The organism is Hyphomicrobium sp. DMF-1 (genome assembly GCF_027886585.1).
In the GTDB taxonomy this organism is placed as follows: Bacteria; Pseudomonadota; Alphaproteobacteria; order Rhizobiales; family Hyphomicrobiaceae; genus Hyphomicrobium_C; species Hyphomicrobium_C zavarzinii.
This window is the reverse complement of record NZ_CP115706.1, coordinates 3,546,571-3,572,748: the sequence shown is the minus strand read 5'-3', so window position 1 is coordinate 3,572,748 and position 26,178 is coordinate 3,546,571. Positions and strand designations below refer to the sequence as shown.

Below are 26,178 nucleotides of genomic sequence, written 5' to 3'. Positions count from 1 at the left end.
CAGTTAATCTCTCCGCGCGCCGCGCAACAAATAGGAAGACCGAATGAGAGACATTGCCACTGCAAATGAGGTGCGCGGCACAGTCGCCGATATGATGAGCCGATGAGCGAGTGCTCCGCTGCCGGGTATGAAGAGAGGAATCATGAAGGCTCTGCGCGTCGTTCTTTCCCTGATCGTCTTGGCTGCCGGAGCCGTCTCCGCATGGGCCGTGGAATCGGAGGGGGCGAAAAAGTCAGCGGGCAATTCGGGGCCGGCGCGCCTCACGGTGCTTTTCGATGCGTTCGGTAGAAATCCGAGCCTCAAAAAGGACTGGGGCTATGCCGCCCTTGTCGAGATCGGAGGGCGCAGAATTCTCTTCGACACCGGCAACGATCCCGCCGTCTTCGAGCACAACGTCAAGACGCTCGGGGTCGATCTGCACACGCTGGACTTCGTCGTCATGTCGCATCGGCACGGCGATCACACGACCGGACTGTCCTACCTCCTGTCGGTCAATCCTAAAGTCCGCATCTATGCCCCGAAGGAAGGGTTCGGCGTTTTCGGATCATCCGCGCCGTCCGCCTTCTATCGCAAAGAGCCGGGACTGCCGGCCGGCATGCGCTATTTCGACGGCGCTCCGCCCGAAGTCATGAAGTTCGGAAAAGCGTGGCCGGGCGCAAACATAGAATTGGTGGAAGAAACCCGCGAGATTGCACCGGGCGTTCATGTGATCGCGCTCGTGTCCGACAAGCCGGGCACGCTCGAGATGAAAGAGCTGTCGCTAGCGATCGAGACGTCAGAAGGCATTGTGCTCGTCGTTGGCTGCTCGCATCCCGGCATCGATCGCATTGTTGCCGCGGCGGCGCGGATCGACCGGCGTATTCACCTCATAGCCGGAGGTTTGCATCTTCTCACGACCCCCGACGGTGAGATGATGCGCCAACTTAAAGCGCTGCATGAGACCTATGGCGTGGCCTGGATCGCTCCGGGGCATTGTACGGGAGAGCCGGCCTTCGCCGCACTCGCGCGTCTTTTCGGTGACCGCAGCATCTATGCGGGATTGGGAACGGCAATCGGGCTGGGATCAAACCCGCGCGCGGATCTGATTCCCTCGACACGCTACGCAATGGGCTCGGAGGACTTGCAGGGCTATCGAACCGTCCTGCGGCAGAGCCTCATACGGTTCGGGCGCCCCGCAACCGGGCGGCCCTGAACTCTGGAGCCGCCCCCATGTACCGAGTTCTAAAGGCACCAGTCGAAGGCCGACACGGGAGCCGGCACGTGCTTGTGCGACGTGGGCACCGTCTCGACCTGCAGCGTTTCCCAGATCTCGTTGAAAAGCGCCGTCGGAATCGTATTCGGCTTTCCAACCGCGAAATAGTCGATCTTCGCCGGCTGCCCGTCGTCCAGGATGGGAATCGCCGGATGTCTGGAGGACATCGAGATCTTAGAGGCGGGCAGGATACCGGAGCCGAGTCCCATGTCGGACCATTCCTCGACCACGGAATAGCTGCTGGCTTCGCCGAGATAGCGGTTCAACGTGCAGCAGTTGTCTTCGAACAGTCGCTTGGTGACTTGCGCCAGGCCGCAGGCGTTGGGAACGAGCACGAACTGCTCTTCCGCGATCTCCCGCACTGTCACATGGCTGGCGTGCGCCCACTTCTCCCGCACCTCCTTGCGGGGAATGAACAGCAGCGGCTCGCTGTAGATGCGTTGAACCATGCAATCGGGGAGCGCCTGCGATCGGGTATCGAGCGGCGAGAGGATGATGTCGATCTGCGAGCGACGCATGAGGTCGCAGAGTTCCGCCAGATTGCTCTCGCGATAGACGATTTCCAGATCCGCCCGCTGCGCTTTGGCGGGCTCGAATGCGACTTCTGCCATGCGGATGCCGACGCAAGGCGAAAGACCCACGCTCACATGCTGCGCCTTACCGGTCTGCTTCGCGAGATCGCGCACGCGCTCGAACGCCTTCAGCGCATCGAGGACGGCCGGGAGGATTCGCTCGCCATAAGCGGTCAGCGCGACGCTGCGCGTCGTCCGCCGGAAAATGCGGTGGCCCAGGTCCGCCTCGAGCTGGGCGATGCCGTTGGAGAGGGTCGGCTGAGTGACGGCGCAACGAGACGCGGCGGCAACAAAGGAGCCCTCCTCGGCAAGCGCGCGAACATACCTAAGCTGCTGAAGATTCATAGCAAAGCACCCGATAATGGGACGGTGGATTATGCTATGATATATATCAAACTCGACCTTGAAAACCTATATTAGCCCAACAAGGCGCAACCAAGTTTCCCGAGCGTGGGCATATATAGAAATTTTGAATGGTCAGCATTGCCAAATAGAATTTCACTTAACCAGTTCGGTGAGGGTAGCCTTCAGCATGTTTGCAATCGGGAACCGTTCGCGAGTAACGGTCGAGGAGGAAACAAGTGAAAAAGCTACTGAAATCAACTGTGTGCATGTTGGCTATGGTTGCGGCTGGGCCGGCAGTCACTCTTGCGGATGAGACCTGCAACTCGCCGTTCACTTCGGCGCTCATCAAGGGCCAGGAAGACTTCCTGCACGTTTGGACTTTGGGTGAGGTTGGTGTCGGCGACGAGTCCGACAAGCTGGTAACGATCGACGTTCAGCCCAACTCGCCGACCTACGGCAAGGTCGTGCATTCCGTGTCCGTTGGCGGACGCGGCGAGGCACACCACACGGGCTTCACGGATGACCGCCGCTTCCTCTGGGCCGGCCGTCTGGACGACAACAAGATCTTCGTTTTCGACCTGATCGATCCGTCCAAGCCCAAGGTCGTGAAGACCATCACGGACTTCGTGGATAAGACCGGCTTCGTAGGTCCGCATACCTTCTATGCCACGCCGGGCCGCATGATGATCCAGGCTCTGTCCAACAAGGACACGCACGACGGTCAGACGGGCATTGCCGTCTACAACAACTCGGGCGAGCTCGTCTCCGTGCACAAGATGCCGCTGGAGAACGGTGGCGACGGCTACGGCTACGACATCGGCATCAACCCGGCGATGAACGTGATGCTGACGTCGAGCTTCACCGGCTGGACGAACTACATGATGGACATGGGTCAGATGGTCAAAGACCCCGACGCCATGAAGAAGTTCGGCAAGTCGATGATCATGTGGGACTACAAGTCCATGAAGCCGATCAAGACCATGGAGGTTCCCGGCGCTCCGCTCGAGATCCGCTGGTCGCTGAAGCCCGAGGACAACTGGGCGATCACGGCAACGGCGCTGACGTCGAAGCTGTGGCTGGTCAAGCAGGACGAGAAGGGCGAGTGGCAGGCTAAGGACGTGGGCACCATCGGCGATCCGTCGAAGATCCCGCTGCCGGTCGACATCTCGATCTCCGCGGACGCGAAGGGCCTGTGGGTCAACACGTTCCTGGACGGCACCACGCGCTACTACGACCTTACGAACCCCGAGGCGCCCAAGGAGGTTTACTCCAAGAAGATGGGTAGCCAGGTGAACATGGTCTCGCAGAGCTTCGACGGAAAGCGCGTCTACTTCACCACGTCTCTGCTCGCAAACTGGGACAAGAAGGGCGAGGACAACGAGCAGTGGCTGAAGGCCTACGATTGGGACGGCAAGCAGCTCGTCGAGAAGTTCAGCGTCGACTTCCATGCTGAAAAGCTCGGCCGGGCTCACCATATGAAGTTCTCGGCCAAGACCAAGGCTGCAGCTCTCGGAGAATAGCGTTGCCGCTTCCCAGCAGTGTTTGGCGGTTCCTCCGGCGGCGTTCTAGCCGCGTGCAGGCCGGCTATGTGGCGCTCTCTCTGCTAGCGTCCACAATCCCCGTAGCGGGGAACGAGCAAAGCGTAGCCGGCCCTGTCCATCCCAAGGCGGGCACGTACAAACTGCAGAAGATCCAGCCGGCTCCGTCCGGCTGGGTCCTCGAGGACAGCGTCTGGATTCCACGCAGACTGTCCAGCTACACGAAGGACAAGATCACACTGTTCTCGTTCTTCTATGCCACGTGCCGGGATCCTGAAGGCTGCCCGAAGTCTTGGGACGCATTCAACAAGGTTCACGAGGCGATCAAGAAAGATCCGAGGCTGCAAAACAAGGTTCGGCTCGTCTTCCTGAGTCTCGATCCCAAGGTCGATACGCCGGAGATGATGTCGTTCTTCAAGACCTCGATCAGCACTCCGCAAGCTCCCTGGTCGTTCCTGACAACGTGGAACGACACTTACCTTGCGCCTATCCTCAACGATCTGTACGTGCCGGCTTCGCGTGAATTCGACGACGCGGGCAAGCCGACCGACGTGATCAATCATCTGGTAAAGGTGTTTCTCATCGATAAGGATTCCTGGGTGAGGGAGATCTATACGACCAGCTTCTTGAATCCCGATGTCGTCCTTTCCGACATCGGAACACTCCTGCTTGAAGAAGAGTGACAACGCGATAGGGATGAAATGAGAAGAAAGCGACGGCTGCCTCTGGCAGTTCCAATATGCACCTCGGTGCTCACAATCCTCCTCGTCGGTCACATTTGGCCGAACTCTGCCTCCGGCGGCGCCGATGATGCCGTGCCGCTTGGCCTCCCGCCCCTAGAAGCTCACCAGCGGCCCGTGAAGGCCCAAGTGGAGCTCGGGCGCAAACTCTTCTTCGACCGCCGGCTCGCCTTCAACAACACGAACTCGTGTGCGATGTGTCACATCGAGTCCCAGGGCCTCACCTCCAACCAGTCCGCGAGGGCCATAGGCATGGAGGGGCGCAGTCTCAGCCGCAACGCGCCTGCCCTCTACAATGTGGCTTATCAGGACACGCTGTTCCACGACGGTCGCGAATCCGATCTCGCCCAGCAAGCCTGGGCGCCGCTGTTGTCGCCTTTGGAAATGGCGAACCCCTCAATCGGCCATGTCGTCGACAAGATCCGCTCGTTCGAGGACTATCGGGGGCTGTTCGAAGCAGTCTTCGACGGTCATGGCCCATCCATGCAGACGATCGGCGACGCGCTGGCCTCGTATCAACGCACGCTGCTCTCCGGAAACTCGCGCTTCGACAAGTGGTACTATGGAAAGCAGGATGATGCCCTGAATGCCGATGAAAAGGCCGGCTTCGAGGTCTTCATGGGCAAGGGCCAATGCGCGACGTGCCACACTGTGGGCGAGAAATCCGCGCTGTTCACCGATCACAAATTCTACGTGACCGGCATCGGCTACTATAACGCGATAGGCGCTGGATCGCGCGTCGCGAAGGTGGAACTGGCCCCCGGCTACTTCATCGACATGAAGTACGAGGACATGAAGTCCTTCAGCGCGCCGCGGATCAACGACATCGGGCGTTTTGCGGTCACTTTGGACGCAAAGGATCGCTGGGCCTACAAGACGCCGAGTTTGCGCAACATCGAGCTGACCTATCCCTACATGCACGATGGCTCACTCTCGACGCTTGAGGATGTCGTTGCGTTCTATGACAAGGGCGGACTCGAGCACGATGGAGAGCGTGCGCTCCAGCCGTTGCACCTGGCGGAAAAAGAAAAGGCTGATCTCGTTGCCTTCCTGAGAACTCTCACCACTGCGGAGGATCAGGCCAAGCACGAAGGCTACAGGTAGCAACGCGATACACGGCGCTCACGGCGCTTGCTGTGCGTATTGATTTTCGGTGCGCGGCACCCGGGGAACCGGGTGCCGTTTTTTTTGCTCCGAACGCGTCCCCATCCCGCTGCGAGCATCCGTGCGATCTCAATATATTTGAAATCCGAATAGGCGAAGTAAGGGGTCTGAATAATCTCAGCTCACAAATTCGCAATAAAAATATCAAGAAACAGGGGGTGCCGGTTAATGTGCGATCGAACTTGCCGATCGCACGATCGGAATAATAGGGCGTCGAAAAATCCAAGAAGGAAGAGGCAAGGGGTGGGTGAGAGATGAAGGCACTGACGAGTGCGAGAACGCGCCGCGAAGTTCTCGTCGGAGCGGCAGGTTTTGCAGCGATTGTCGCGCTTCCTGCCGGACCGCTTCTTGCGTCGGGCTCCGAGGTTGATGAGCTGATCAAGAAGGTTGCGGGTGAAAAGAAGGTCGCCGAAGGGCGCATTTCTCTCGACCTTCCGAATATCGCTGAAAACGGATTGGTCGTTCCGCTGAATTTCGATGTCGAAAGCCCTATGACGGCTGAGGATCACGTCAAGGCCGTCCATATATTTGCGGACGGAAATCCAAATCCGCACGTGGCGGATTACACCTTCACGCCGCTGAGCCCGAAGGCCGCGGCTCAGTTGCGGATCCGCTTGGCGAAGACGCAGACGATCACCGCTCTCGCCGTGATGTCGAACGGAGAGATCTTCTCCACCCGTAAGGAAGTCAAAGTCACGATCGGCGGCTGCGGCGGCTGACGCCTCCGGTGCGACCGAACGTTTCGAAAGACCAAAGGATATTCAGTCATGGCCGCAAAAGTCACGCCGCGCGTTCGCATGCCTGCGACGGCAAAAGCCGGTGAGATCATTGAGGTGAAAACCCTGATCAGCCACGAGATGGAGAGCGGGCAGCGCAAGGATGCGTCCGGAAAAATCATCCCGCGGCACATCATCAACAAGTTCACCGCCACCTTCAACGGTAAGGAAATTCTGAGCGCCGATTGGCATCCGGCGATTTCCGCCAATCCCTACCAGTCGTTCTCCGTTCGGGCGACCGAAAGCGGCCTCTTCGTCTTCAGTTGGTTTGATGACGACGGCTCCGTCTACAAGTCCGAGCATCAGGTCACGGTGTCCTGACGCGCCCGATTTAGAGCTAGCGGAGCAAGAAATGATATCGCGGCGTGAATTTTTCGTGGCTGCAACGGCTGCGGCAACGCTGGTCGCCGGCACCGGAGTTCCTCTCAGCCGGCTCTCGGCGGAGGGGCGTTTGACGCAGGATGATCTGCTCGCTTTCGAGCCGGTCGGAAACGTCACGCTCGTTCATGTCACGGATCTGCACGCGCAGCTCGTGCCGATCCATTTTCGCGAGCCGTCCGCCAACTTCGGCGTCGGCGAGTCGCGGGGACGCGTTCCCCACCTCGTCGGTGCGGAGTTTCGCAGGGCGTTCAAGCTGACGGATGGCTCGGCGCTGGCGTACGCGCTGACTGCCGATGACTTCGAGGGGCTGGCGCGCGCCTATGGCGCTATGGGCGGCCTCGACCGGATCGCGACCGTCGTCAAGGCGGTTCGCGCCGAGCGCGGCGATCGGATGTTGCTGCTCGATGGCGGCGATACCTGGACCAATAGCTGGACGTCTCTGCAGACCAAGGGGCAGGACATGGCGGATGCCATGCGCATGCTCAAGACGGATGCGATGACGGCGCATTGGGAGTTCACTCTTGGCGAGGCTCGCGTGCGCGAGCTCGCGGACGGCATGGGCTTCCCGCTTCTCGCGCAGAACATCCGCGAAGCCGAGTTCGAGGAGCACGTCTTCGAGGCTTCGCGGATTTTCGAGCGCAACGGCGTGAAGATCGGCGTTGTTGGCCAGGCGTTTCCCTATACGCCGATCTCCAATCCGCGCTGGATGATCCCGAACTGGACCTTCGGTATTCGTGAGAAGGAGCTCGCAGCAGAAATCGAGTCGCTCCGCACGAAGGGCGCCGACTTGATCGTGCTTCTTTCGCATAATGGCTTCGACGTTGACCGCAAGGTCGCGGAGCGCGTTCCGGGGATTGACGTCATTCTCTCGGCGCATACCCACGACGCGGTGCCCGAGGTCACGCAGATCGGGCGCACGCTGCTCGTGGCATCCGGCTCGAACGGCAAGTTCGTGTCGCGCCTCGATCTCGACGTGCAGTCGAAACGCGTCGCGTCGTTCCGTTACCGTCTCATCCCGATCTTCTCCGATGCGATCACGCCGGACGCGGAGATGAAGGCGCATATCGAGGCTGTGCGCGAGCCATTCCAGAAGGATCTCTCCCGCGTTCTCGGAACGACGGACGGACTTCTGTATCGGCGCGGAAACTTCGACGGAACGCTGGATACGCTTATCTGCGACTCGATCATCGAGCAGCGTGATGTCGAGATCTCGCTGTCTCCAGGCGTGAGGTGGGGACCGAGCATGCTGCCCGGCGCACCCATCACGTTCGAGGATATCACCAACGCTACCGCGATGAGCTATCCCGCCTGCTACCGCACGACGATGACGGGAGCGCGCCTCAAGGAAGTGCTCGAGGACGTGGCCGACAATATCTTCAATCCGGATCCGTACTACCAGCAGGGCGGTGACATGGTGCGCTGCGGCGGCCTCGGCTACGCGATCGACATCGCGCAGCCCGCCGGGCAGCGCATTTCAAACCTCACCGCACTGAGGACGGGTGCCCCGATCGACGCATCGAAGGAATACACCGTCGGCGGTTGGGCGAGCGTCAACGAGGGAACCGAGGGGCCGCCCATCTGGGATGTCGTCTCGGATTACATCACGAGCAAGAAAGTCGTCAGCGTCCGTCCGAGCACGGCGGTGAACGTCAAAGGCGTGTGAGCAGGCAGCGAGCAATGAGCGAAGATAACGAGCCGCAAAAGAATACGCGCTCCCGGCGCCAATTCCTCAAATCAGCCGGTTTGACGGGTGCCCTTGTGGCCGCAGGAGCAAAATCGGCATGGCCGCAGGCGTCGAGTGCCGAGGCTAAGCCGGAGAACCTTCCGCCGCATGTCGCGGACTGGTCGAAGCATCTGGGCGCTGGCGTCGCGGATCGGCCCTATGGCAAGCCGTCGAAATTCGAGGCGCACGTCGTGCGGCGGGAGGTCGAATGGCTGACCGCATCGCAGCAGAGCTCCGTCAACTTCACGCCTTGGCACGAGCTCGACGGCATCATCACGCCAAGCGGTCTGTGCTTTGAGCGCCATCACGGTGGCGCGCCGGATGTGAGCCCGGCCGATCACCGCCTCATGGTGCACGGCCTCGTCGACAAGCCACTGGTCTTCTCGATGAGCGATATCATGCGCATGCCGCGCGTCAATCGCGTGTTCTTTCTCGAATGCGCAGCCAACAGCGGCATGGAGTGGCGCGGGCCGCAGCTCAACGGCTGCCAGTTTACCCACGGCATGATCCATAACGTCATGTACACCGGTGTGCCGCTGAGGACAGTGCTGAACGAGGCCGGCCTCAAGCCGAAGGCAAAGTGGCTGCTGGTGGAAGGCGGCGATGCGTCCGGTATGAACCGCTCGCTGCCGGTCGAGAAGGCGCTCGACGATTGCCTGCTCGCGTTCAAGATGAACGGCGAGGCGCTGCGCCCGGAGCAGGGCTATCCGCTGCGTCTCGTCGTGCCGGGCTGGGAAGGCAACATCTGGGTCAAATGGATCCGGCGCATCGAGGTCGGCGACAAGCCGTGGCTCGCCCGCGAGGAGACCTCGAAATACACCGATCTGCTCGCGGATGGACGCGCACGCCGCTTCACATTCGTGATGGATGCGAAGTCGGTGATCACCAATCCGTCGCCGCAGGCCCCGCTCCGCTTCAAGGGACAGAATGTTCTGACTGGCATCGCATGGTCTGGGCGCGGCGCGATCACGCGGGTGGATGTGACCCTGGACGGCGGACGGAACTGGCGGGAAGCCAGGATTGACGGGCCGGTGTTCGAGCGCTCCGTCACGAGGTTCTATGTCGACTTCGATTGGCAGGGCGAGGAGCTGATGATCCAGTCGCGGTGCCACGACTCGACCGGCTACCTGCAGCCGACCAAGAACGAGCTGCGCGCCGTCCGCGGCGTGAACTCGATCTACCACAACAACGGCATTCAAACCTGGCTGGTTCGCTCCAACGGCGAGACAGAGAACGTGGAGATCTCCTGACGTGCGCCCCCTCCTTTTCACAGCCGCAGCTAGTGCGCTCGTAGCAATGGGCGCGGCGTCACTCTACGGCGCCGGGCCGAGCGCTGCCGCGCCCGCGCAGCCCGAGAAGCCGCTGGGTCTCGGAACGCCCGCTACGCCCGAAGAGATCGCGGGATGGGACATCGACGTGCGCCCGGACGGTATGGGCCTGCCACCGGGCAAAGGAACGGCTACGCAAGGGGAGGCGATCTTCCTTGAGCAATGCGCGGCGTGCCACGGAGATTTCGCGGAGGGTCGCGACAGGTGGCCCGTGCTCGCGGGCGGTCACGGCTCGCTCAAGGCGGACCGGCCGGAAAAGACCATCGGTTCCTATTGGGAATCCGCCTCGACAGTTTTCGACTACGTGCGCCGCGCGATGCCCTTCGGCAATGCGCAGTCGCTCAGCAACGACGAGCTCTACGCGGTCACCGCGTTCCTGCTCAACATGAACGACGTGATCAAGGATCCGGAGTTCGAGCTCAATCAGGGGAACTTCACCTCGATCCGCATGCCGAACGCTGATGGCTTCTACGACGACGACCGGGAGACCACGGAGCGCAAGTTCTGGAATGCCGAGGCGTGCATGAAGAACTGCAAGACCGAGGTCGCGGTGACAGGCCAAGCGGCGATTCTCGACGTCACGCCGGATTCCAAATCCGCTCCGAGCGTCGATTGAGCGAGGAGAGCGCATGATGAGGCGGCTGATGTCACTGTCTCTAACGGCTCTTGCGGCGGCAATGCCTCTCACAAACGCCAGGGCGGACGACGCGACGGAATACGGAGCCTATCTCTCGGGCGAGTGCGTCACCTGTCACCGCTCGGGCAACACGGACGGAAAGATCCCAACGCTCGCGGGGCGCGAGCGGGGAGAGATCTTGACGGCCCTCGCCGCGTTCAAGACGGGGGAGCGGGCGAGCCGGGTGATGCAGGATGTCGCTGCGCGGCTTGCGGACGACGAGATGCAGGCCCTCGCGGCTTATTTCTCCTCGCTCACAACATCGATCGAATGCCGGCAGGAGCCGTCTCAAGAAAAGAAATGCTGAGGAAGCAGGGAGGATTTTTGCACATGACACTTACGCGTCGTCAGTTCAATTCAAGGGTCGGGCAGGCTGCTGCCGCGGCCGCAGTTTTCGGCATCTCGGCACCAGCGCTTGGAAACAGCAAGGCGAAGGTCGTCGTCATCGGCGGCGGCGCGGGCGGCGCTACTGCCGCGAAGTACATTGCGAAGGATTCCGCAGACAAGATCGAGGTCACTCTGATCGAGCCCGCGAAGACCTACGTCACCTGCTTCCATTCGAACCTGGTGCTGGGCGGCGTCAAGACGATCGAGAGCATCTCGCATTCCTATGACAAACTCGCGGGCAACTACGGCATCAAGCTTGTTCACCAGAAGGCCACCTCCATCGACAAGGCCGCCCGTCGCGTGACGCTCGCCGACGGAGCGACCATCGACTATGACGCGCTCGTTCTTTCGCCCGGCATCGACCTCAAGTACGACAGCGTGCCGGGATGGGGACAGGAGCACGAGGAGGCGATGCCTCACGCCTGGAAAGCCGGTCCCCAGACGCTGCTCTTGAAGAGCAAGCTCGATGCGGTACCGGACGGCGGTCTGATCGTCATGCTTGCCCCGCCCAACCCCTATCGCTGCCCGCCTGGACCCTACGAGCGTGTCTCGATGATGGCCCATACGCTCAAGCGCGCGGGCAAGGGCAAGTGCAAGATCGTCGTGCTCGATCCGAAGGAGAAGTTCTCGAAGCAGGCGCTCTTCCAGGAAGGCTGGGACAAGCACTACCCCGGCATGGTGGAATGGTTCAGCAAGGATCTCTACGAGGCCATCAAATCCGTGGATCCCAAGACCAACACGGTCAACACGGGGTTCGAAACCTACGCGAACGCGGCGCTCGTGAACGTCATTCCCGCTCAGATGGCAGGAGCGATCGCACGGGATTCCGGCCTCGCCAACGAGACCGGCTTCTGCCCCATCGACGCCGAGACCATGCAATCGAAGCTCGATCCCAACATTTACATCGTTGGTGATGCCTGCATTCCCGGCGACATGCCCAAGTCCGCATATGCCGCGAACAGCCAGGCGAAGGTGGCAGCCGCCGCAGTGCGCGGAAGGTTTGCTGATGCGAAGACCTTCCCCCCGCGCTTTCAGAACATCTGCTGGAGCATGCTCGACGACGACGACGCGGTCAAAGTGGGCGGCCGCTACGCGCCGAAGGAGGGCAAGATCGCATCCGTCGAGGATTTCGTGTCGAAGCCCGGCGAGGATGCTTCGGTCCGGAAGATGACTCAAACGGAGAACATGGGCTGGTACGAGGGTATCACCGCGGACATCTTCCTCTAGATCGCCGGCGAACCGAGGCACGATCAAGGCGCCCCTTCAATGCTCTCCGCTCCAGTCTTCTCCCGGAGTTCACAGCTTGACGCGGCACGCGCGTTTGCCGAGGTTTCGGCGGTTCTCCCCCTTGGGTCGCGGTCCTCCTTAACGGGGCCCAAGGGGGATCTTCTCGCCGTAACGAGAGTGCGACGCATGACATCTAAGGATTGGGTGGCGCATTTCCCGGGCCTCAAGGCTCTCGCGCCGGAGATCGCAAAGCCGCTTGTCGAGACGAGTAGAGTAGTCGTGCTTCCAGCGGGGACGAGGATCTTCGGTCCGGGGCAGGCGCCCGACGCGTATCTTCTGCTCATCGACGGCACGGTGCGCGTTCAGCAGGCCTCCAGCGCCGGCCGGGAGATCGTACTTTACCGCGTTTCGGCCGGCGAAAGCTGTGCGCTCACCACCGCGTGCCTCATGGGCTACGAGGAGTATCAGGCCGAGGGCATCGCCGAGACCGACGTTGAGGCCGTCGCCATTCCGCGGTCGACCTTCGACGATCTCATCGCACGCTCCGCGGAGTTCCGCCGTTTCGTGTTCACCGCCTTCAGCGTGCGGGTCACCAATCTCTTCCGCATCATCGAGGAGGTGGCCTTCTCGCGCATCGATGTCCGTCTCGCCCAGAAGCTGCTCGAGCTCGCTGGCCCCGGCGCCCAGGTGGAGCGCACGCACCAGCAATTGGCTGCGGAGCTCGGCTCTGCCAGAGAGGTCATCGGCCGCCAGCTCAACGAATTCCAGCGTCGCGGCTGGATCGCCACGTCCCGCGGCGTAATCAACATCGTGCGGGCGGAGGCCCTCAAAAATTTAGCTGCGGCACCGTGATCGGTCTGTGACTAGGTCACAGACGCATGGGACCGGCACTCATATGCAAGTCTTGGGCAGAAAATGGAGCACGCTCATGACATCAAACGTCGGTAGCTGGGACCGCAATCTCCGCATCCTCCTGGGCCTCGCCTTGCTGGCCCTCGTATTCGTTGGGCCCAAGACCCCATGGGGACTTGTCGGCCTCGTTCCTCTCATTACGGGTCTTGCCCGCTTCTGCCCCGTCTATCGTGTCGCAGGCGTTTCGACCTGCGGCCATCGCAAGGCGTGACAAAGGCAGCGCAACCGATGCTTTCCATCTTTCTGATCCCCGGTGATCTCGTCTGCAACTGGGCCGGAATCCCAGCTTCCAGCGATCACCGGATGATTCTGCGTTCCTTCATCAATACGATGGTCTGGGGCGGCGTCGCGATTGCGGCGGCGCTCTGGATTTCGCTGTAAGAGCGGGACCTGAAGCGGATGAGCCAAGTTAAAGAGACTAGCCCTGGCAGTCGGCGCGGCACCTGGGGCGCGACTCTCCGCGAAGTCCAATATCGAGCCCGGTCTCCGATCGGACGCAACACACCTGTTTCTAATCGAGGTTCACCATGATCCCTCACCCCGTAGATCTCTCGGTCAAACCCGAGGTCACGGCATTCTTCGACGAGCAGACGAACACGGTCAGCTACGTCGTCAAGGATCCGAACTCCACGTCCTGCGCCGTCATCGACAGCGTGATGGACATCGACTACGCCGCCGGCCGCATTAGCTACGGATCAGCCGACAAGATCATTGCCTTCGTGACGAAGAACGGCCTGCACGTCGAATGGCTGATCGAGACGCATGCCCATGCCGATCATCTCTCGGCCGCGCCCTATATTCAGGGCAAGGTGGGCGGCAAGCTCGGCATCGGCGAGAACATCAAGATCGTGCAGGAGGTGTTCGGCAAGATCTTCAACGAAGGCACCGAGTTCCAGAGGGACGGCAGCCAGTTCGACCGCCTGTTCAAGGACGGCGATACTTACGAGATCGGCGGCATGAGCGCATTCGCGATGCTCACGCCCGGTCACACCCCGGCTTGCATGACGCACGTGATCGGCAATACCGCTTTCGTCGGCGACACCCTGTTCATGCCGGACGGCGGAACGGCGCGTGCGGATTTTCCCGGCGGCGATGCGCGCGTGCTCTATCGCTCCATCAAGCGGGTGCTCGAGCTGCCACCGGAGATGCGCCTCTTCATGTGCCACGACTACGGGCCCGGGGGACGCGACATCAAATGGGAGACGACCGTCGCCGAGGAGCGCACAAACAACATCCATGTGCGGGACGGCGTGAGTGAGGATGAATTCGTGAGGATGCGGGAGGAGCGTGATAGGACGCTCGCCCTGCCGAAACTCATCATCCCATCGATCCAGGTGAACATCCGGGGCGGAAACCTTCCCGAGCCGGACGAAACGGGAAAACGACATCTCAAAGTTCCGATCAACGAGCTCTGATTGAAATGCGCGCATTTCAAGGATGAGCCCCAGCCAGAAGAGTTCCCCCAAGATGAATGCCAAGAAGCTCTCCGAAGAGGTCTCCGTCTCACCGCAGATCATGCCGGCCGATATCGCGGCGATTGCCGCCCAAGGCTTCAAGTCGATCGTCTGCAACCGGCCGGACGGTGAAGGAACCGACCAGCCTCTCTTTGCAGAGATCGAGGCTGCGGCGCGAGCGGCGGGCCTTTCTGTGCGCTATATTCCAGTCAGCACGGGGAAGGTGACGGACGAGGATGCGGCAGCGTTCGGGGACGCGCTGTCGCAGATGCCGAAGCCTGTGCTGGCCTATTGCAGAACGGGCACCCGCTCGACCACGCTTTGGGCGTTGAGCGAGGGCGCGCGCCGCCCGGCGGCGGAGATTGCCGAAAGGGCAAAAGCCGCGGGATATGATGTTTCGGGCGTGTTGAGCCGCATCTCGAACAAGGGTCTCATCGATACCGATCATCCGGTAGCCTCCCATGACATCGTGATCGTTGGAGGCGGTGCGGCCGGCGCGGCCGTTGCCGCGAGCCTGCTTCGGCGGCGGCCCAATCTGGATATCGCCGTCATCGAGCCGGCCGAAACGCACTACTATCAGCCGGGCTGGACGATGGTGGGCGGCGGTGTATTCCAGAAGGAGGAGACGGCCAAGGCGATGGGCGCCGTCCTTCCGCGTCGTGTCACATGGATCAAGGCGGCGGTCGCTGGCTTCGAGCCCGAGGCGAATTGCGTCGTCATCGAGGGATGCCGCACCATTCGCTACAAGCACCTCGTGGTGTGCCCCGGCATCAAGCTCAACTGGGACGGCGTGGAGGGCCTGTCGCAGACGCTCGGAAAGAACGGTGTCACCTCCAACTACCGGTACGATCTGGCCCCTTACACGTGGGAGCTGGTTCGCTCACTCCGCTCAGGTCGCGCCATCTTCACGCAGCCGCCGATGCCGATCAAATGCGCGGGCGCGCCGCAGAAGGCGATGTATCTCTCCGCCGACCATTGGCTGCGCAAGAAATGCCTGAAGGACATCGATATCGGGTTCTACAACGCGGGCGGCGTTCTGTTCGGCGTCGCGGACTATGTGCCCGCGCTCATGGAATACGTGAAGCGGTACGACGTGACCCTGAATTTCAATCACACGCTGCTCGCGGTCGATGGTCCGGCGAAGAAGGCGTGGTTCAAAAAGGCAGGCGCCGACGGAGCGGCGGAGACGATCGAAACCTCCTTCGACATGATCCACGTCTGCCCGCCCCAGCAGGCCCCCGATTTTGTGCGGTCGAGCCCGCTCGCCGACACGGCAGGCTGGGTCGATGTGGACCCCGCAACCCTGAGGCACAAGCGCTATCCCAACATCTTCGGGCTTGGCGATGCCTCGAACACACCGAACGCAAAGACGGCGGCAGCCGCACGCAAGCAGGCGCCGGTCTGCGCCGAGAACATCCTCTTCGACATGGGGCTGGGATCGGCGCTTTGTGCCTACGACGGCTATGGCTCGTGTCCGTTGACCGTGGAGCGCGGTAAGATCGTGCTGGCCGAGTTCTGCTACGGCGGCAAGCTGGCTCCGTCATTCCCGAAGTACATCATCGACGGCATGCAGCCCTCGCGGGCTGCCTGGATCCTCAAGGAACGGATCCTGCCCCCGATCTACTGGAAGGCCATGCTCAAAGGCCGTGAGTGGATGGCGCGTCCGAAGGTCATGGCGTGATCGTAATCCAGGACCTGTTGGCCGTCGGCTCTGGTGCCCTCGTCGGGTTCGTGCTTGGCCTCATCGGCGGCGGCGGGTCTATTCTCGCTGTTCCGCTGCTCGTCTATGTCGTCGGCGTGAGTTCGCCTCACGTCGCGATTGGAACGAGCGCGGTCGCCGTAGCCATCAGCGCGCTGGTCAATCTCGTGGGGCACGCGAGAGCCGGGCACGTCAAGTGGCGCTGCGCACTTGTGTTCGCGGCGGCGGGATCTGCAGGTGCCGCGCTGGGCTCCACATTCGGCAAACAGTTCGATGGCGAGCGCCTGCTGGTTCTGTTTGGCGTGCTGATGATCGTGATTGCCAGCCTCATGTTCTTCAAGGGGAGCGATGCGAGCAACGGCGATGTCAGGCTGACGCGTGATACCGCGCCGAAGCTCATGCCGTTGCTCTTGGCCTACGGCGCGAGCGTTGGCGCACTCGCGGGCTTCTTCGGCATCGGAGGTGGGTTTCTGGTTGTGCCGGGCATCGTGGCGGCAACCGGCATGCCTTTGATCTTCGCGATTGGCAGCTCTCTCGTGTCCGTATTTTCTTTCGGGCTCACGACGGCAGGCAACTACGCCCTCTCGGGCTTCATCGACTGGACGCTCGTCGCGTGGTTCGTCGGCGGTGGCGCGGTCGGCGGCTTCGGAGGGCAGATGCTCGCCACACGGCTCGCGGGAAAGAAGAAGGCACTTTCGAATATTTTCGCAGTCATCGTCGCGCTGGTCGGCGCCTACGTCGTTTGGCGAGGCCTCCGATGACAGGCGCGTCCTAAGGAACATGAGCGATGCTCGCTGAAGCCCATCTTTATCTCGGTGTCGCGCTGGCGGGTCTGGTGAGCTTCCTCTCACCCTGCGTTCTGCCGCTGGTGCCGCCTTACCTGAGCTACCTCGGCGGCACCACCTTCGAGCAGCTTTCCGACGAAAAGGGTCTCGAGCGCGCGGTCTGGCGCCGCGTCGTGCTCGCCTCCGTCTTCTTCGTGCTCGGCTTCTCCACCGTCTTCATCGCGCTCGGCGCCAGCGCCTCCTTGATCGGCCAGGTGATCCAGACCTGGCGCGCCGAGCTCTCTTTCGCCGCCGGCCTCGTGATCATCCTGTTCGGCCTGCACTTCCTCGGCGTGCTGCGCATCCCCTTCCTGCTCACCGAGAAGCGCTATCAGGCCGAGCAGTCGAGCGCGAGCCTCGCCGGTGCCTATGTGATGGGTCTCGCCTTCGCCTTCGGCTGGACGCCCTGCATCGGCCCCATCCTCTCGACGGTGCTCGCGCTCGCCGCCAACGAGGCGAGCCTGGGCGCGGGCGTGCGCCTGCTCGCGGTCTATTCGGCCGGGCTCGGCGTTCCGTTCGTGCTGGCCGCGGTGGCCATCCGCCCGTTTCTGTCGTTCATGCACCGCTTCCGCCGCCATCTGGGGCTGATGGAGAAGATCATGGGCCTGCTGCTGGTGCTGACCGGCATCGCCTTCCTCAACGTGTTCGAGTGGTTCAGCATCCAGGCGCTCGGACAATGGCTGATCGAGACGTTCCCGGGCCTAGCCCGCGTCGAGGAGCTGATGACGCCCGAAAAGCTCCAGCACGATCTCCGCACGCTAACGCCCGGAGGTTGAGGACGTGGACGGATCAGGTCGAGGGGCGGCTGCAAGGAAGGCGATATATAGGAATAGAAAATAAATGCGGACCCCGTCTTCGATGATGCGCAGTCGTCGCTAGAATGCCGCGAACGATGCGTCGATGCGCGGCGCGTCCCGGAGGATTGCTGGGGGATGTCTGGTTCTGGCGAATACGCACTTCTCTTGCTTGCGCTCGCCATGCTGGCCGGTATGTCGATCTACAGCGCGAGTGTGAGCCTCTCGTTGCGGCGGGCGAAGCTGGTGCTGAGAGATGAAACGTCCAATCGGCTGAGCGTCGAGGAACGGCTGGCCGAAAGTGAGCAGCGGCTCCGCCAGATCATTGCCACCGAGCCCGAGTGCGTGAAGATACAATCCCTCGACGGGATCATTCTCGAAATGAATCCTGCCGGCCTCTATCTGGTGGACGCGGACCGCGCCGAGGACATCGTGGGAACGTCCGTCTATCGGGTCGTGGCGCCGGAGTATCGCGATCCTTATGACGAGATGACCCGGCGCGTGTTTCTCGGAGAGCGCGTCAAGATGGAGTTCCAGATCATATCCCTCAAGGGACGCCAGCGTTGGCTCGAGACGCACGCGGCGCCTTTGAAGGATCAGGACGGTACGGTTAGGGCGCTCCTTGGCATCACACGCGACATCAGCGATCTCAAGCGCTACGAGGACGAGATCCGCCTGCATTATCGGGAGCTGTCTGTCGCGTCACGTTTGAACTCCATGGGGCAGATGGCGACGGCCCTCGCGCACGAGCTCAATCAGCCCCTGGCTGCGATCGCGAATTACTCCCGAGGCTGTCTCTATCGCCTGGAGAACGGCTCGAAAGGTTCTGAGCTGAAAGTCGCGATGGAGCATGTGTGCAGGCAGGCGGAACGGGCCGGCGATATCATCACCAGCGTCCGCCGGTTTCTATCGAAAGGCAGCGCGACGTTCCATCACCTCGATCTGCGCGCGCTTGTGCTCGACGCCCTTCGGATCGTCGCGCCGGAAGCCCATGCGCATCAGGTCAAGGTTTGCACCCGGGGCGTCACGTCGGTCCCACGCGTGATGGGAGAAGCCATACAGATCGAGCAGGTCATCCTCAATCTGGTTCGCAACGCCATCGAGGCGATGGATGCGATGGGGCCTGGCCAGGACAGGCTGGTTACGATCACGCTCGAGGTTGCCGAGCCGAGATCAGTGCGCCTCCTCATCGAAGATCGTGGCCCCATTGCCCCCACCATCGATTCGGACAAGATGTTCGAGGCGTTCTTCACCACAAAGCCCACGGGGATGGGCATGGGGCTTCCCATCTCGCGATCGATTGTGGAAGCCCACGGGGGACAGCTTGCGGTGAGAACCAACGCGCCGGAGCCCGGTCTCACGTTCATCATCGAGCTGCCTATTCGTGACGGAGGGGAGAATGCGGGCTAACGAATGGGTGTTCGTCGTGGACGACGATCAGGCGGCCAGGGAGTCGCTCGAGTACTTGCTCACGTCCGTGGGCTATCGCGTGTGCACGTACACGAGTGCGAACGAGTTTTTGGACAAATATGACGACCGCCTGGGATGCGTGATTCTGGATATTCGCATGCCGGGCATGAGTGGCCTCCAGCTTCAGCTCGAGCTTCAGAAAAGGCAATCTCCGCTTGCCAGCATCGTCGTCACCGGGCATGGCGATGTTCCGATGGCGGTGACGGCCATGCGGCACGGGGCCATCGATTTCCTGCAGAAGCCCTTCAACAACCAGGTCCTGCTCGACAGGACGGAGGAGGCGCTTGCGCGCGCGAGGGGGCTCTACAAGGCGGAAACCGCGCGCTCCGAGGTCGACGCCAGCTTCAACCGGTTGACGTGCCGCGAGCGCGAGGTCGCGTGGCTCATCTACTCCGGCATGCCGAACAAGCGTATCGCCACCGAGCTTTCGCTGAGCTGCAAGACAGTGGAGGTCCATCGCGCCAACGTCATGGCGAAGATGTCGGCCCACTCCGTCGCCGAACTGGTGCAGAAGCTCGGCGTGCTCGTCACCCCAAAGCCCTGCTAGACGCTTAAAATGAGCTTCTGACCGGCCATGCGCGACCGCGTTCGGATCGGTCGGGCACACGCGCGCGACGACGGATAAGCGCCCCACGGACGATCCGGTTGTCCGTGCCTTAGGGAAAGTCCCTAGGTTCGCTCGGAATGCCCCCAATTGTGGCGTCCGGCACCGCAAGCGTAGCCTTCCCACACAATCAACACGGCAAAAACCACAGGGAAGGAAACGGGCATGTCTCAAGAGAAAATTAAGCAGATTCTCCTCGCGGCCATGGGCAACATCAAGGAGAACCCGGGTAGCGCGAAGGTGGTCTTCCGGGCTTCCACCGAGCTCGGCGAGGGCATGCACTGCCTTGGCAAGATCCGCGACTTTCCGGCCATGAGCATCGATGAGCCTGCGGACCTCGGCGGCACGGACCGCGGTCCCAATCCGGTCGAGATCGTGCTCGTTGCGCTGGGAACGTGCCAGGAAATCGTCTATCGCGCCTATGCCGCCGTGCTCGGAATCGAGCTCGAGAGCGTCAAATGCAATCTTCGCGGATACATCGATCTGCGCGGCCTCTTCGCGCTGCAGGACGACATTCCCGCGGGCTACCAGAAGATCATCTTCGAGACCGAGGTGAAGAGCTCTGCCAGCCGCGAGGAGCTCTGCAAGCTCGCGGAAATGGTCGAGAAGCACTGCCCCGTTCTCAACACGCTGCAGGCCCCGGTCGAGGTCGCAGGCAGCGTGGTGATCAACGGCCAGCCGATGGCTCTCGAGACAACTGCCTGAGCATGCATCACCACATGGTCATACTCGGCGGCGGACCGGCAGGGTACGTCGCCGCTTCTCACGCTGCCGCGCACGGCGCGCGAGTGACACTCGTCGAGCCGAAACCCCTTGGGGGAACCTGCCTAAATCAAGGCTGCGTTCCCACCAAGGTTCTCGTCGAAAGCTGCGGTTTGCTCGAAAAGCTGAGGAGAGCCGATGAATTCGGCCTCCAGGTTGCGGGCGCGGTCTCGGCCGATTGGACCTCCATCAACCGGAGGTCCGCGGCCGTCATCGCGATGCTCGGAGAGGGCATCGAGCGCCTGATGGAGGATCGCAGCGTCACCTGCGTTCGCGGCTACGGCGAGTTCCTGGACGCGAACACCATCGGCGTGAATGGCGAGCACATCCAAGCCGACAGCATTCTGGTATGCACCGGCTCCAAGCCAATCGCCGATCCGCACTTCAACGTGGATGGGGAGATCATCGGAACGTCCGACGATCTGCTCGCCTGGGAAACCTTGCCGCGATCCTTGATGATCGTCGGCTCGGGCATCATCGCCTGCGAGTTCGCATTCATCCTCGACAGCCTGGGGGTCGAGGTCACGCTGCTCGCGAGCGGGTCCCGGCTGATGTCGAGCGCCGACAAGGATGTTTCCGCCGTCATGCAGCGGGAGATGCGCAAGCGCTCGATCAAGGTCGAGTTGAACTGTCGCATTCAGTCTCTCGTGCACGCCGCAAACGGCGTCAGCGCATTTGCCGGCAACAGGATCGTCTGTTCCGCGGAGCGCGCGCTCGTTGCCGTCGGCCGGAAGGCGAATACGGCTGATCTCGGCTTGGAGCGGGCTGGAATTCGCACCAACGAGTGGGGCGAGATCGTCGTGGACGAGGTGCTGAAAACGAGTGCCCCGCGCGTCTATGCTCCCGGTGACGTAAATGGCCGGTCCGGACTGGCGCACGCCGCTTCCGCCCAAGCCAAGCTCGCGGTGGACCACGCCCTCAGGCGCGAGTTCAACTTGATCTACGACCGCGCGATACCCGTCGCCGTCTTCACCAATCCGGAGATTGCCTGGGTCGGCCGTACGGAGGACGAAGCCAGAGCCGATGGCCTCGATGTGGTCAGCGGCAAGTTCGATCTACGGGGCCTCGGCCGTGCGCACGCCCTCGGTGAAATCTCGGGCTTCGCCAAAGTGGTCGTCGACAAGAGCACGGGAGAGCTGATCGGCCTCCACATCATCGGGCCGCACGCGTCTGAGATGGTGCATGAGGGAGCGATCGTGCTTCAGCGCAACGGAAAGGCGGCGGAGCTCTTTGCGACCGTCCATGCCCATCCCACGATTTCCGAAGGTGTTCTGGAAGCCGTGGAGGATGCACTCGGGCAGGCCACGCACAAGCCGCTCGCGGCCGCACGAAAGGAGCACAATGTCCTGCAATTCTCTTGATGGTGCGCTCTTTCACAGAAGCCACCTGTGGATTCGGCCGTCCGCGGGATCGCGCGAGGCGCATATCGGCGTCTCGGACTTCGCGCAAAAGCAGCTCGGAAAGATCCTGTACGTTGAGCTTCCCCGGGCGGGAGATCACATCGAGGCCGAATCTCCCTTTGGAACTGTCAGATCGTACAAGGTCGTTTCCGAATTGATCGCGCCCGCTTCGGGTGAGGTTCTGGCCGCAAATCAGGATCTGAGCAAAAAGGCAGGCTTGCTGAACGAAGACTGCTATGGAGACGGATGGCTTCTCACCATTCGCCTGGCCGAATCGGCCGACCTTTCGTCGCTGATGGCGCACGAATCGTATCTCGCCTTTCTCGGGGAGCGAGGGAGGTAACGGGTTAGCGCCCGCACGGCTCACCGGATCAGGCGGCCGGGCTGGATTTCGACACCTGCACGTAATAAATGATGCGGCCGGATAGCGATGATCCGGCCGTATTATTTTTTAAATCTATTAATAGCATTCACAAATAAAATAAATGGCGGCCTACCTATTTCCTGTTGTTCTGCAATATATTGACTGCCTCAATTTGTGTGACTGAATGTAGACATTTGCGTGTGGAACTTTCGTCTACGGACATTTTTTCCGATTTCAGTTTCCAGCTTTGTGATAATCCGAAAATCGATGGTGTGAAGTTTGGCGTGCGGCCGTTTTGAATTCGGCCGTGGGGATATTGGGCCGCACCACGAATGACGCACAATTCACGGGAGAAACAAAAGATGAAAGTCAGGGGCAAAAGTGCGCTTGTGGCTGCGGGGCTCGTTGCCGGCGGATTGCTTTCCGGTGGCGCCAACGCCGCGGACCTCGGGGGCAATTGCTGTGCTGATCTCGAGGAGCGTGTTGCCGAGCTTGAGGCGACCACGGCGAGAAAAGGCAACCGGAAAGTGTCGATGACGATCAGCGGCTGGGTTAGCCAGCAGCTCATGTATTTTGACAACGGCGCGGTTGACGACGTCTACGTCACGGATATCGGCTCCACCATCGCCTCCCACGTCAAATTCTCGGGAAGCGCCCAGGTGACGCCGGACGTCACTGCCGGTTACGTACTCCATCTCGAGGTGATGAACGCGGATCCGATCACGGCGGGCAACCCCGCTTGGCGCGATAACGGTCCCTATGCCTATGGCATCACGAGCGACGATACGCTCCAGAACAATGCCGTGAAGTCGCTCTATTCGTACTGGTTCCTGAAGAGCAAGAGCCTTGGCCAGGTGATGGTCGGCCACATCCCGCAGGCTTCCGAGCACGCGGCCATGCTGGTGGATGGATCCGGCTCGCTTCTGCAGGCGAACTGGACGCCCCTGAACGGCCTCGGCATCGCCTTGGCACGCAACGGCCGCGAGCTTCTTCTCGACGCCGACTTCGGCCTGCCCACGCTCGTCCCGAACGTCGGCTTCCCGCTTGGCGCAGCCATGTGGTGCGGCTCGAGCTCGCTGCCGACCGGCGGCAACTGCGCGCCGGTTCCGATCAACGGCGTGCGCTACGATTCGCCGACGTTCGGCGGCTTCTCCGCGTCGGCCACGTGGGGTGAGGACGATTTCTGGGATGTCGCCCTTCGCTATGCCGGCGAGCACGGCGGCTTCAAGGTGGCGGCAACTGCGGCCTACAACTGGAACGGCGACGAAGGCATGTACACCGGCTTCAATACGGTGACCGGCCTCAGCAACGTCGTGAAGCGCGACGCAAGCTACTTCCAGATCGGCGCCTATCTGCAGCACGTCTCGTCGGGCCTCTTCCTCTATGGCTCTTACGGCAAGGAAGAGAACGACAACATCCTCGTCACGCAGGCGCTGACGGATGCGCAGCCGAGCGGCGATGTCTGGTATCTGAAGGCGGGCATCCGGCGTAACTGGGTACCGCTTGGCGCCACGGTGCTCTACGGCGAGTATTCCGAGCGCAACGACATGTACCATCCCGATCTCAGCGCATTCGGGGTCACGGGCAGCAACCTGACGCAGTGGGGCCTCGGTGCCGTCCAGGAGATCGACGCAGCCGCCATGTCTCTGTGGCTGACGTACAAGAACTATGACGCGAGCTTCGAGGGTGCTCCTCCGGCCATCAGCAATCTCGACGACATCAACGTCGTTGCTGCGGGCGCCATGATCTCGTTCTGATACGACCACTCCCAACTGGTTGACGACGAAGAGGAGAGAGAGCCGCAAGGCTCTCTCTCTTTTTTTTTGCGCCTCACGCGGTGCGGAAGGTCTCGAAGCTCGCGGCGGCGAAAAGACTCACGCCTCGAATCGCGAAAGCCGGAATGGCGAGAGATCGAACCGCAGCGCGCGCCCCATCGCCATGGTGGCCAGGATCTCGCCGATGGCGCTCGAGAACTTGAAGCCGTGACCGGAGCAGGGCGAGGCGACGATTACCTCGGGGAAGCCCGGGAGCGTATCGAGGATGAAGTGCTCGTCTGGGGTGTTGGTGAAAAGACAGGTTCGGAGGGCCAGAACGTCCCCATTCGCTTCCGGGAAGAAGCGCGCGATTCCCTCCCGCAGCACCTCCTCGTCCTGCTGGGTGGGTACGCGCGAAAGCGTATCGGCCTCACCCCGCTCCCGCAGATGGTGATAGAGACCGATCTTGAAGCCCGGCACGGTCCACATCGGAAACTGGTAGAAGTGTCCGAGGTCGCTCTTGAGATTCGAGACCGGAAACGCGCCAAGGCGATAAAGCTCGGGCGTGCGCGGCCGGAACCAGCCGAGCACCTGCCGCTCGGGAACAGCGATCTCCTTGAGACGGGGAAGCATCTCGCCGATCCACGCGCCAGCCGAGGCGACGAGCCGGCCGGCCTCGTAGGTGCCCCGCGTGGTGCGGACGCGAACGCCGCCGCCCGGAGCGGGCGAGACTTCGAGAACCGGCTCATGGCCGCGGATGATGGCACCGCTTTCGAGCGCAAGCCGCGCAGCCGCCGTGACCGCGCGCTCCGATGCGACGAAGCCGCCGTCCATTTGATAGACGGCCTGGAAGGTGTGGGGCAGCAGATATCCGGGATAGCGCCGCATCACCTCCGCCGCCGACAGCAGCTCGTGATGGAGATGATGCTCCCGGCAGCTTGCGAGCGAGCCGTTGATGACCTCGGAGCCTTGCGCGCCGATGTCCATGGATCCGGTGACGAACAGGATCTGCTCGCTCGAGAGCTGCTCAAGCTCCCGCCAAAGCTCATACGCCCGCCGGAGAATGGGCACGTAGAGCGGATGCTCGAAATAGGCGAGCCTGATGATGCGATGCTCTCCGTGGGAAGAGCCCATCTGGTTAGGGATGTCGTACCGGTCCAGCCCCAGTACGCGCAGGCCACGCTTGGCCAGTTGCCAGCACGTCTGGGCACCCATGGAGCCTACGCCAGCTACGATGACGTCGAATGTATGCACGGGGATGCTCGTCGATAATCGGGGGGTGGGTGATCTAAAACAAAATAATAGAATGGCAGCATGAATGGGAACGGAAATGGCGGGGCCGGAAGGGACCCTATCCGCCCAAATGGGGGGATGCGCGGAGCCCTATCCTCGGTAAGGAGGTCCGTGGGCGCCTGCCGCGATCTCCGTTGACGGTTCGGGGAGTAGAGTCTCGGCCGTAATTCGCTGATCCGCATCAGCAAAATGATCCGCCATGAGATCGTGCAGTGTCCCAACGGACACATCCAAACGTGCGATCCCCGCCAGGTTATCAGAGATCAACTGAGTTCGGTCGGTGCCGGGGATGATGCCGTACTGGCAACTGGACATATCAATCGGTAGGCGAGATCTGACGAGGCGATGCGGCACGTCCTGCGCATATGGATGATCGTAGCGTATGCGCTGTACAGCATCGTGCCGGTGGGATTCATGCTCGCGCCGAAAGCGGACAAGGATGCGGTCGCGATGACAGTCGTCATCTGCACCGGTCACGGCCCAGAGCAGGAGGCCGCCGAAGGCGAGGCACCCGTCCCTTCGAAGAAAAAGAAGCGGGACAAGGATATCTGCGCCTACGCGTCTGTCGGCTCGGCGAGCATCGGCGCGGGCCCGTCTTCGGTCGTCGCGTCGCAGGCAGCCTACGCCTCGATCACGTATCGCCTCACGCGCGGCATTTTTCAGGAAACGCCGCGTCCCTCGGCCCATTCGGCACGAGGCCCACCGGAACTCTCCCTCTCGTAGTCCACCACAAAGCGCA

General features: G+C 61.7%; 27 protein-coding genes. 25 read left to right on the top strand and 2 right to left on the bottom strand.

All coding sequences use genetic code 11. The features are described 5' to 3' along the window. Positions 1-142 precede the first annotated feature (142 nt). Positions 143-1,192, top strand: a complete 1,050-nt coding sequence (locus tag PE058_RS16400) for an MBL fold metallo-hydrolase (RefSeq protein WP_271028883.1) — start codon at positions 143-145, stop codon at positions 1,190-1,192. Between the two features lie 29 nt (positions 1,193-1,221). Here the strand turns inward: PE058_RS16400 and PE058_RS16395 are convergent, their stop codons facing one another. Beyond that, positions 1,222-2,169, bottom strand: coding sequence for a LysR family transcriptional regulator (locus PE058_RS16395; protein WP_020085427.1), 948 nt, complete (start codon positions 2,167-2,169; stop codon positions 1,222-1,224). A 236-nt stretch (positions 2,170-2,405) separates the two neighbouring features. Between PE058_RS16395 and PE058_RS16390 the strand changes: the two genes are divergently transcribed. The 23 genes from PE058_RS16390 to PE058_RS16280 all read left to right on the top strand — a co-directional run bounded on the left by PE058_RS16390 (position 2,406) and on the right by PE058_RS16280 (position 24,149). Then, positions 2,406-3,689 (top strand): selenium-binding protein SBP56-related protein, encoded by a 1,284-nt coding sequence (locus PE058_RS16390; RefSeq protein WP_271028882.1) that lies wholly within the window; start codon positions 2,406-2,408, stop codon positions 3,687-3,689. A 53-nt stretch (positions 3,690-3,742) separates the two neighbouring features. Then, positions 3,743-4,390 (top strand): SCO family protein, encoded by a 648-nt coding sequence (locus PE058_RS16385; RefSeq protein WP_020085429.1) that lies wholly within the window; start codon positions 3,743-3,745, stop codon positions 4,388-4,390. A gap of 174 nt (positions 4,391-4,564) precedes the next feature. Next, positions 4,565-5,551 (top strand): cytochrome-c peroxidase, encoded by a 987-nt coding sequence (locus tag PE058_RS16380; protein ID WP_271028881.1) that lies wholly within the window; start codon positions 4,565-4,567, stop codon positions 5,549-5,551. A gap of 314 nt (positions 5,552-5,865) precedes the next feature. Continuing rightward, positions 5,866-6,330, top strand: a complete 465-nt coding sequence (gene soxY / locus PE058_RS16375) for a thiosulfate oxidation carrier protein SoxY (RefSeq protein ID WP_020085431.1) — start codon at positions 5,866-5,868, stop codon at positions 6,328-6,330. A gap of 48 nt (positions 6,331-6,378) precedes the next feature. Further along, the gene (gene soxZ, locus PE058_RS16370; RefSeq protein WP_020085432.1) at positions 6,379-6,708 is read left to right on the top strand and encodes a thiosulfate oxidation carrier complex protein SoxZ; all 330 of its coding nucleotides are present in this window, start codon (positions 6,379-6,381) and stop codon (positions 6,706-6,708) included. A gap of 31 nt (positions 6,709-6,739) precedes the next feature. After that, positions 6,740-8,431, top strand: coding sequence for a thiosulfohydrolase SoxB (soxB, locus tag PE058_RS16365; protein ID WP_271028880.1), 1,692 nt, complete (start codon positions 6,740-6,742; stop codon positions 8,429-8,431). A gap of 14 nt (positions 8,432-8,445) precedes the next feature. Beyond that, entirely contained in the window at positions 8,446-9,741 is a 1,296-nt protein-coding gene (gene soxC / locus PE058_RS16360; RefSeq protein ID WP_271028879.1) for a sulfite dehydrogenase, read from the top strand. A gap of 46 nt (positions 9,742-9,787) precedes the next feature. Beyond that, positions 9,788-10,435, top strand: coding sequence for a c-type cytochrome (locus PE058_RS16355; RefSeq protein WP_271030623.1), 648 nt, complete (start codon positions 9,788-9,790; stop codon positions 10,433-10,435). A 28-nt stretch (positions 10,436-10,463) separates the two neighbouring features. Further along, on the top strand, positions 10,464-10,802 hold the full coding sequence (locus tag PE058_RS16350) for a c-type cytochrome (protein WP_198011158.1): 339 nt from the start codon (positions 10,464-10,466) through the stop codon (positions 10,800-10,802). A gap of 23 nt (positions 10,803-10,825) precedes the next feature. Further along, positions 10,826-12,109, top strand: a complete 1,284-nt coding sequence (locus PE058_RS16345) for an NAD(P)/FAD-dependent oxidoreductase (RefSeq protein WP_020085437.1) — start codon at positions 10,826-10,828, stop codon at positions 12,107-12,109. Positions 12,110-12,295: 186 nt separating this feature from the next. Further along, complete coding sequence (locus PE058_RS16340; RefSeq protein WP_020085438.1) at positions 12,296-12,961, top strand: Crp/Fnr family transcriptional regulator; 666 nt, start codon at positions 12,296-12,298, stop codon at positions 12,959-12,961. Positions 12,962-13,037: 76 nt separating this feature from the next. Continuing rightward, positions 13,038-13,232, top strand: coding sequence for a YgaP family membrane protein (locus PE058_RS16335; RefSeq protein WP_083929117.1), 195 nt, complete (start codon positions 13,038-13,040; stop codon positions 13,230-13,232). Then, complete coding sequence (locus tag PE058_RS16330; protein ID WP_271028878.1) at positions 13,229-13,402, top strand: hypothetical protein; 174 nt, start codon at positions 13,229-13,231, stop codon at positions 13,400-13,402. Before PE058_RS16335 ends, PE058_RS16330 begins: the two co-directional genes overlap by 4 nt. Positions 13,403-13,548: 146 nt before the next feature. Further along, positions 13,549-14,436 carry an MBL fold metallo-hydrolase gene (locus PE058_RS16325; protein ID WP_020085441.1) on the top strand — a complete coding sequence of 296 codons (888 nt, stop codon included), beginning with the start codon at positions 13,549-13,551 and terminating at the stop codon, positions 14,434-14,436. A 52-nt stretch (positions 14,437-14,488) separates the two neighbouring features. Beyond that, complete coding sequence (locus tag PE058_RS16320) at positions 14,489-16,156, top strand: bifunctional protein tyrosine phosphatase family protein/NAD(P)/FAD-dependent oxidoreductase (protein WP_271028877.1); 1,668 nt, start codon at positions 14,489-14,491, stop codon at positions 16,154-16,156. Next, positions 16,153-16,935, top strand: a complete 783-nt coding sequence (locus tag PE058_RS16315; RefSeq protein WP_026867948.1) for a sulfite exporter TauE/SafE family protein — start codon at positions 16,153-16,155, stop codon at positions 16,933-16,935. The genes PE058_RS16320 and PE058_RS16315 overlap by 4 nt, the downstream gene beginning before the upstream one ends. Positions 16,936-16,961: 26 nt before the next feature. Next, positions 16,962-17,774 (top strand): cytochrome c biogenesis CcdA family protein, encoded by an 813-nt coding sequence (locus tag PE058_RS16310; protein WP_271028515.1) that lies wholly within the window; start codon positions 16,962-16,964, stop codon positions 17,772-17,774. A 156-nt stretch (positions 17,775-17,930) separates the two neighbouring features. Beyond that, positions 17,931-19,202, top strand: coding sequence for a sensor histidine kinase (locus tag PE058_RS16305; protein WP_020087491.1), 1,272 nt, complete (start codon positions 17,931-17,933; stop codon positions 19,200-19,202). Then, a complete protein-coding gene (locus tag PE058_RS16300; protein ID WP_020087490.1) occupies positions 19,192-19,809 on the top strand; it encodes a response regulator transcription factor in 618 nt (205 codons plus the stop codon). The genes PE058_RS16305 and PE058_RS16300 overlap by 11 nt, the downstream gene beginning before the upstream one ends. Positions 19,810-20,031: 222 nt before the next feature. Next, positions 20,032-20,571: an OsmC family protein gene (locus tag PE058_RS16295; RefSeq protein WP_271028876.1), complete on the top strand. Its 540-nt coding sequence runs from the start codon at positions 20,032-20,034 to the stop codon at positions 20,569-20,571. A gap of 2 nt (positions 20,572-20,573) precedes the next feature. Then, the gene (lpdA, locus tag PE058_RS16290; RefSeq protein WP_051113876.1) at positions 20,574-21,989 is read left to right on the top strand and encodes a dihydrolipoyl dehydrogenase; all 1,416 of its coding nucleotides are present in this window, start codon (positions 20,574-20,576) and stop codon (positions 21,987-21,989) included. Beyond that, the gene (locus tag PE058_RS16285; RefSeq protein WP_271028875.1) at positions 21,970-22,371 is read left to right on the top strand and encodes a glycine cleavage system protein H; all 402 of its coding nucleotides are present in this window, start codon (positions 21,970-21,972) and stop codon (positions 22,369-22,371) included. The genes lpdA and PE058_RS16285 overlap by 20 nt, the downstream gene beginning before the upstream one ends. A 383-nt stretch (positions 22,372-22,754) precedes the next feature. Further along, entirely contained in the window at positions 22,755-24,149 is a 1,395-nt protein-coding gene (locus tag PE058_RS16280) for a hypothetical protein (protein ID WP_271028874.1), read from the top strand. 117 nt (positions 24,150-24,266) lie between these two features. On the opposite strand, the gene solA is transcribed toward PE058_RS16280, so the two are convergent. Continuing rightward, positions 24,267-25,400 (bottom strand): N-methyl-L-tryptophan oxidase, encoded by a 1,134-nt coding sequence (gene solA, locus PE058_RS16275; RefSeq protein WP_020087486.1) that lies wholly within the window; start codon positions 25,398-25,400, stop codon positions 24,267-24,269. Positions 25,401-25,808: 408 nt separating this feature from the next. Between solA and PE058_RS16270 the strand changes: the two genes are divergently transcribed. Next, positions 25,809-26,162: a DUF2946 family protein gene (locus PE058_RS16270; protein ID WP_271028873.1), complete on the top strand. Its 354-nt coding sequence runs from the start codon at positions 25,809-25,811 to the stop codon at positions 26,160-26,162. Positions 26,163-26,178: the final 16 nt, after the last annotated feature.

Bases quoted from the DNA above. Each gene is read 5' to 3' on its own strand.
- soxC (WP_271028879.1), top strand. From the start codon at position 8,446: ATGAGCGAAGATAACGAGCCGCAAAAGAATACGCGCTCCCGGCGCCAA.
- PE058_RS16300 (WP_020087490.1), top strand. From the start codon at position 19,192: ATGCGGGCTAACGAATGGGTGTTCGTCGTGGACGACGATCAGGCGGCC.
- PE058_RS16400 (WP_271028883.1), top strand. From the start codon at position 143: ATGAAGGCTCTGCGCGTCGTTCTTTCCCTGATCGTCTTGGCTGCCGGA.
- PE058_RS16295 (WP_271028876.1), top strand. From the start codon at position 20,032: ATGTCTCAAGAGAAAATTAAGCAGATTCTCCTCGCGGCCATGGGCAAC.
- PE058_RS16270 (WP_271028873.1), top strand. From the start codon at position 25,809: ATGATCGTAGCGTATGCGCTGTACAGCATCGTGCCGGTGGGATTCATG.
- PE058_RS16340 (WP_020085438.1), top strand. From the start codon at position 12,296: ATGACATCTAAGGATTGGGTGGCGCATTTCCCGGGCCTCAAGGCTCTC.
- PE058_RS16320 (WP_271028877.1), top strand. From the start codon at position 14,489: ATGAATGCCAAGAAGCTCTCCGAAGAGGTCTCCGTCTCACCGCAGATC.
- PE058_RS16350 (WP_198011158.1), top strand. From the start codon at position 10,464: ATGTCACTGTCTCTAACGGCTCTTGCGGCGGCAATGCCTCTCACAAAC.
- PE058_RS16355 (WP_271030623.1), top strand. From the start codon at position 9,788: ATGGGCGCGGCGTCACTCTACGGCGCCGGGCCGAGCGCTGCCGCGCCC.
- PE058_RS16325 (WP_020085441.1), top strand. From the start codon at position 13,549: ATGATCCCTCACCCCGTAGATCTCTCGGTCAAACCCGAGGTCACGGCA.
- PE058_RS16280 (WP_271028874.1), top strand. From the start codon at position 22,755: ATGAAAGTCAGGGGCAAAAGTGCGCTTGTGGCTGCGGGGCTCGTTGCC.
- lpdA (WP_051113876.1), top strand. From the start codon at position 20,574: ATGCATCACCACATGGTCATACTCGGCGGCGGACCGGCAGGGTACGTC.
- PE058_RS16285 (WP_271028875.1), top strand. From the start codon at position 21,970: ATGTCCTGCAATTCTCTTGATGGTGCGCTCTTTCACAGAAGCCACCTG.
- PE058_RS16335 (WP_083929117.1), top strand. From the start codon at position 13,038: ATGACATCAAACGTCGGTAGCTGGGACCGCAATCTCCGCATCCTCCTG.
- PE058_RS16395 (WP_020085427.1), bottom strand. From the start codon at position 2,169: ATGAATCTTCAGCAGCTTAGGTATGTTCGCGCGCTTGCCGAGGAGGGC.
- PE058_RS16305 (WP_020087491.1), top strand. From the start codon at position 17,931: ATGTCTGGTTCTGGCGAATACGCACTTCTCTTGCTTGCGCTCGCCATG.
- soxY (WP_020085431.1), top strand. From the start codon at position 5,866: ATGAAGGCACTGACGAGTGCGAGAACGCGCCGCGAAGTTCTCGTCGGA.
- soxZ (WP_020085432.1), top strand. From the start codon at position 6,379: ATGGCCGCAAAAGTCACGCCGCGCGTTCGCATGCCTGCGACGGCAAAA.
- soxB (WP_271028880.1), top strand. From the start codon at position 6,740: ATGATATCGCGGCGTGAATTTTTCGTGGCTGCAACGGCTGCGGCAACG.
- PE058_RS16345 (WP_020085437.1), top strand. From the start codon at position 10,826: ATGACACTTACGCGTCGTCAGTTCAATTCAAGGGTCGGGCAGGCTGCT.
- PE058_RS16310 (WP_271028515.1), top strand. From the start codon at position 16,962: ATGCTCGCTGAAGCCCATCTTTATCTCGGTGTCGCGCTGGCGGGTCTG.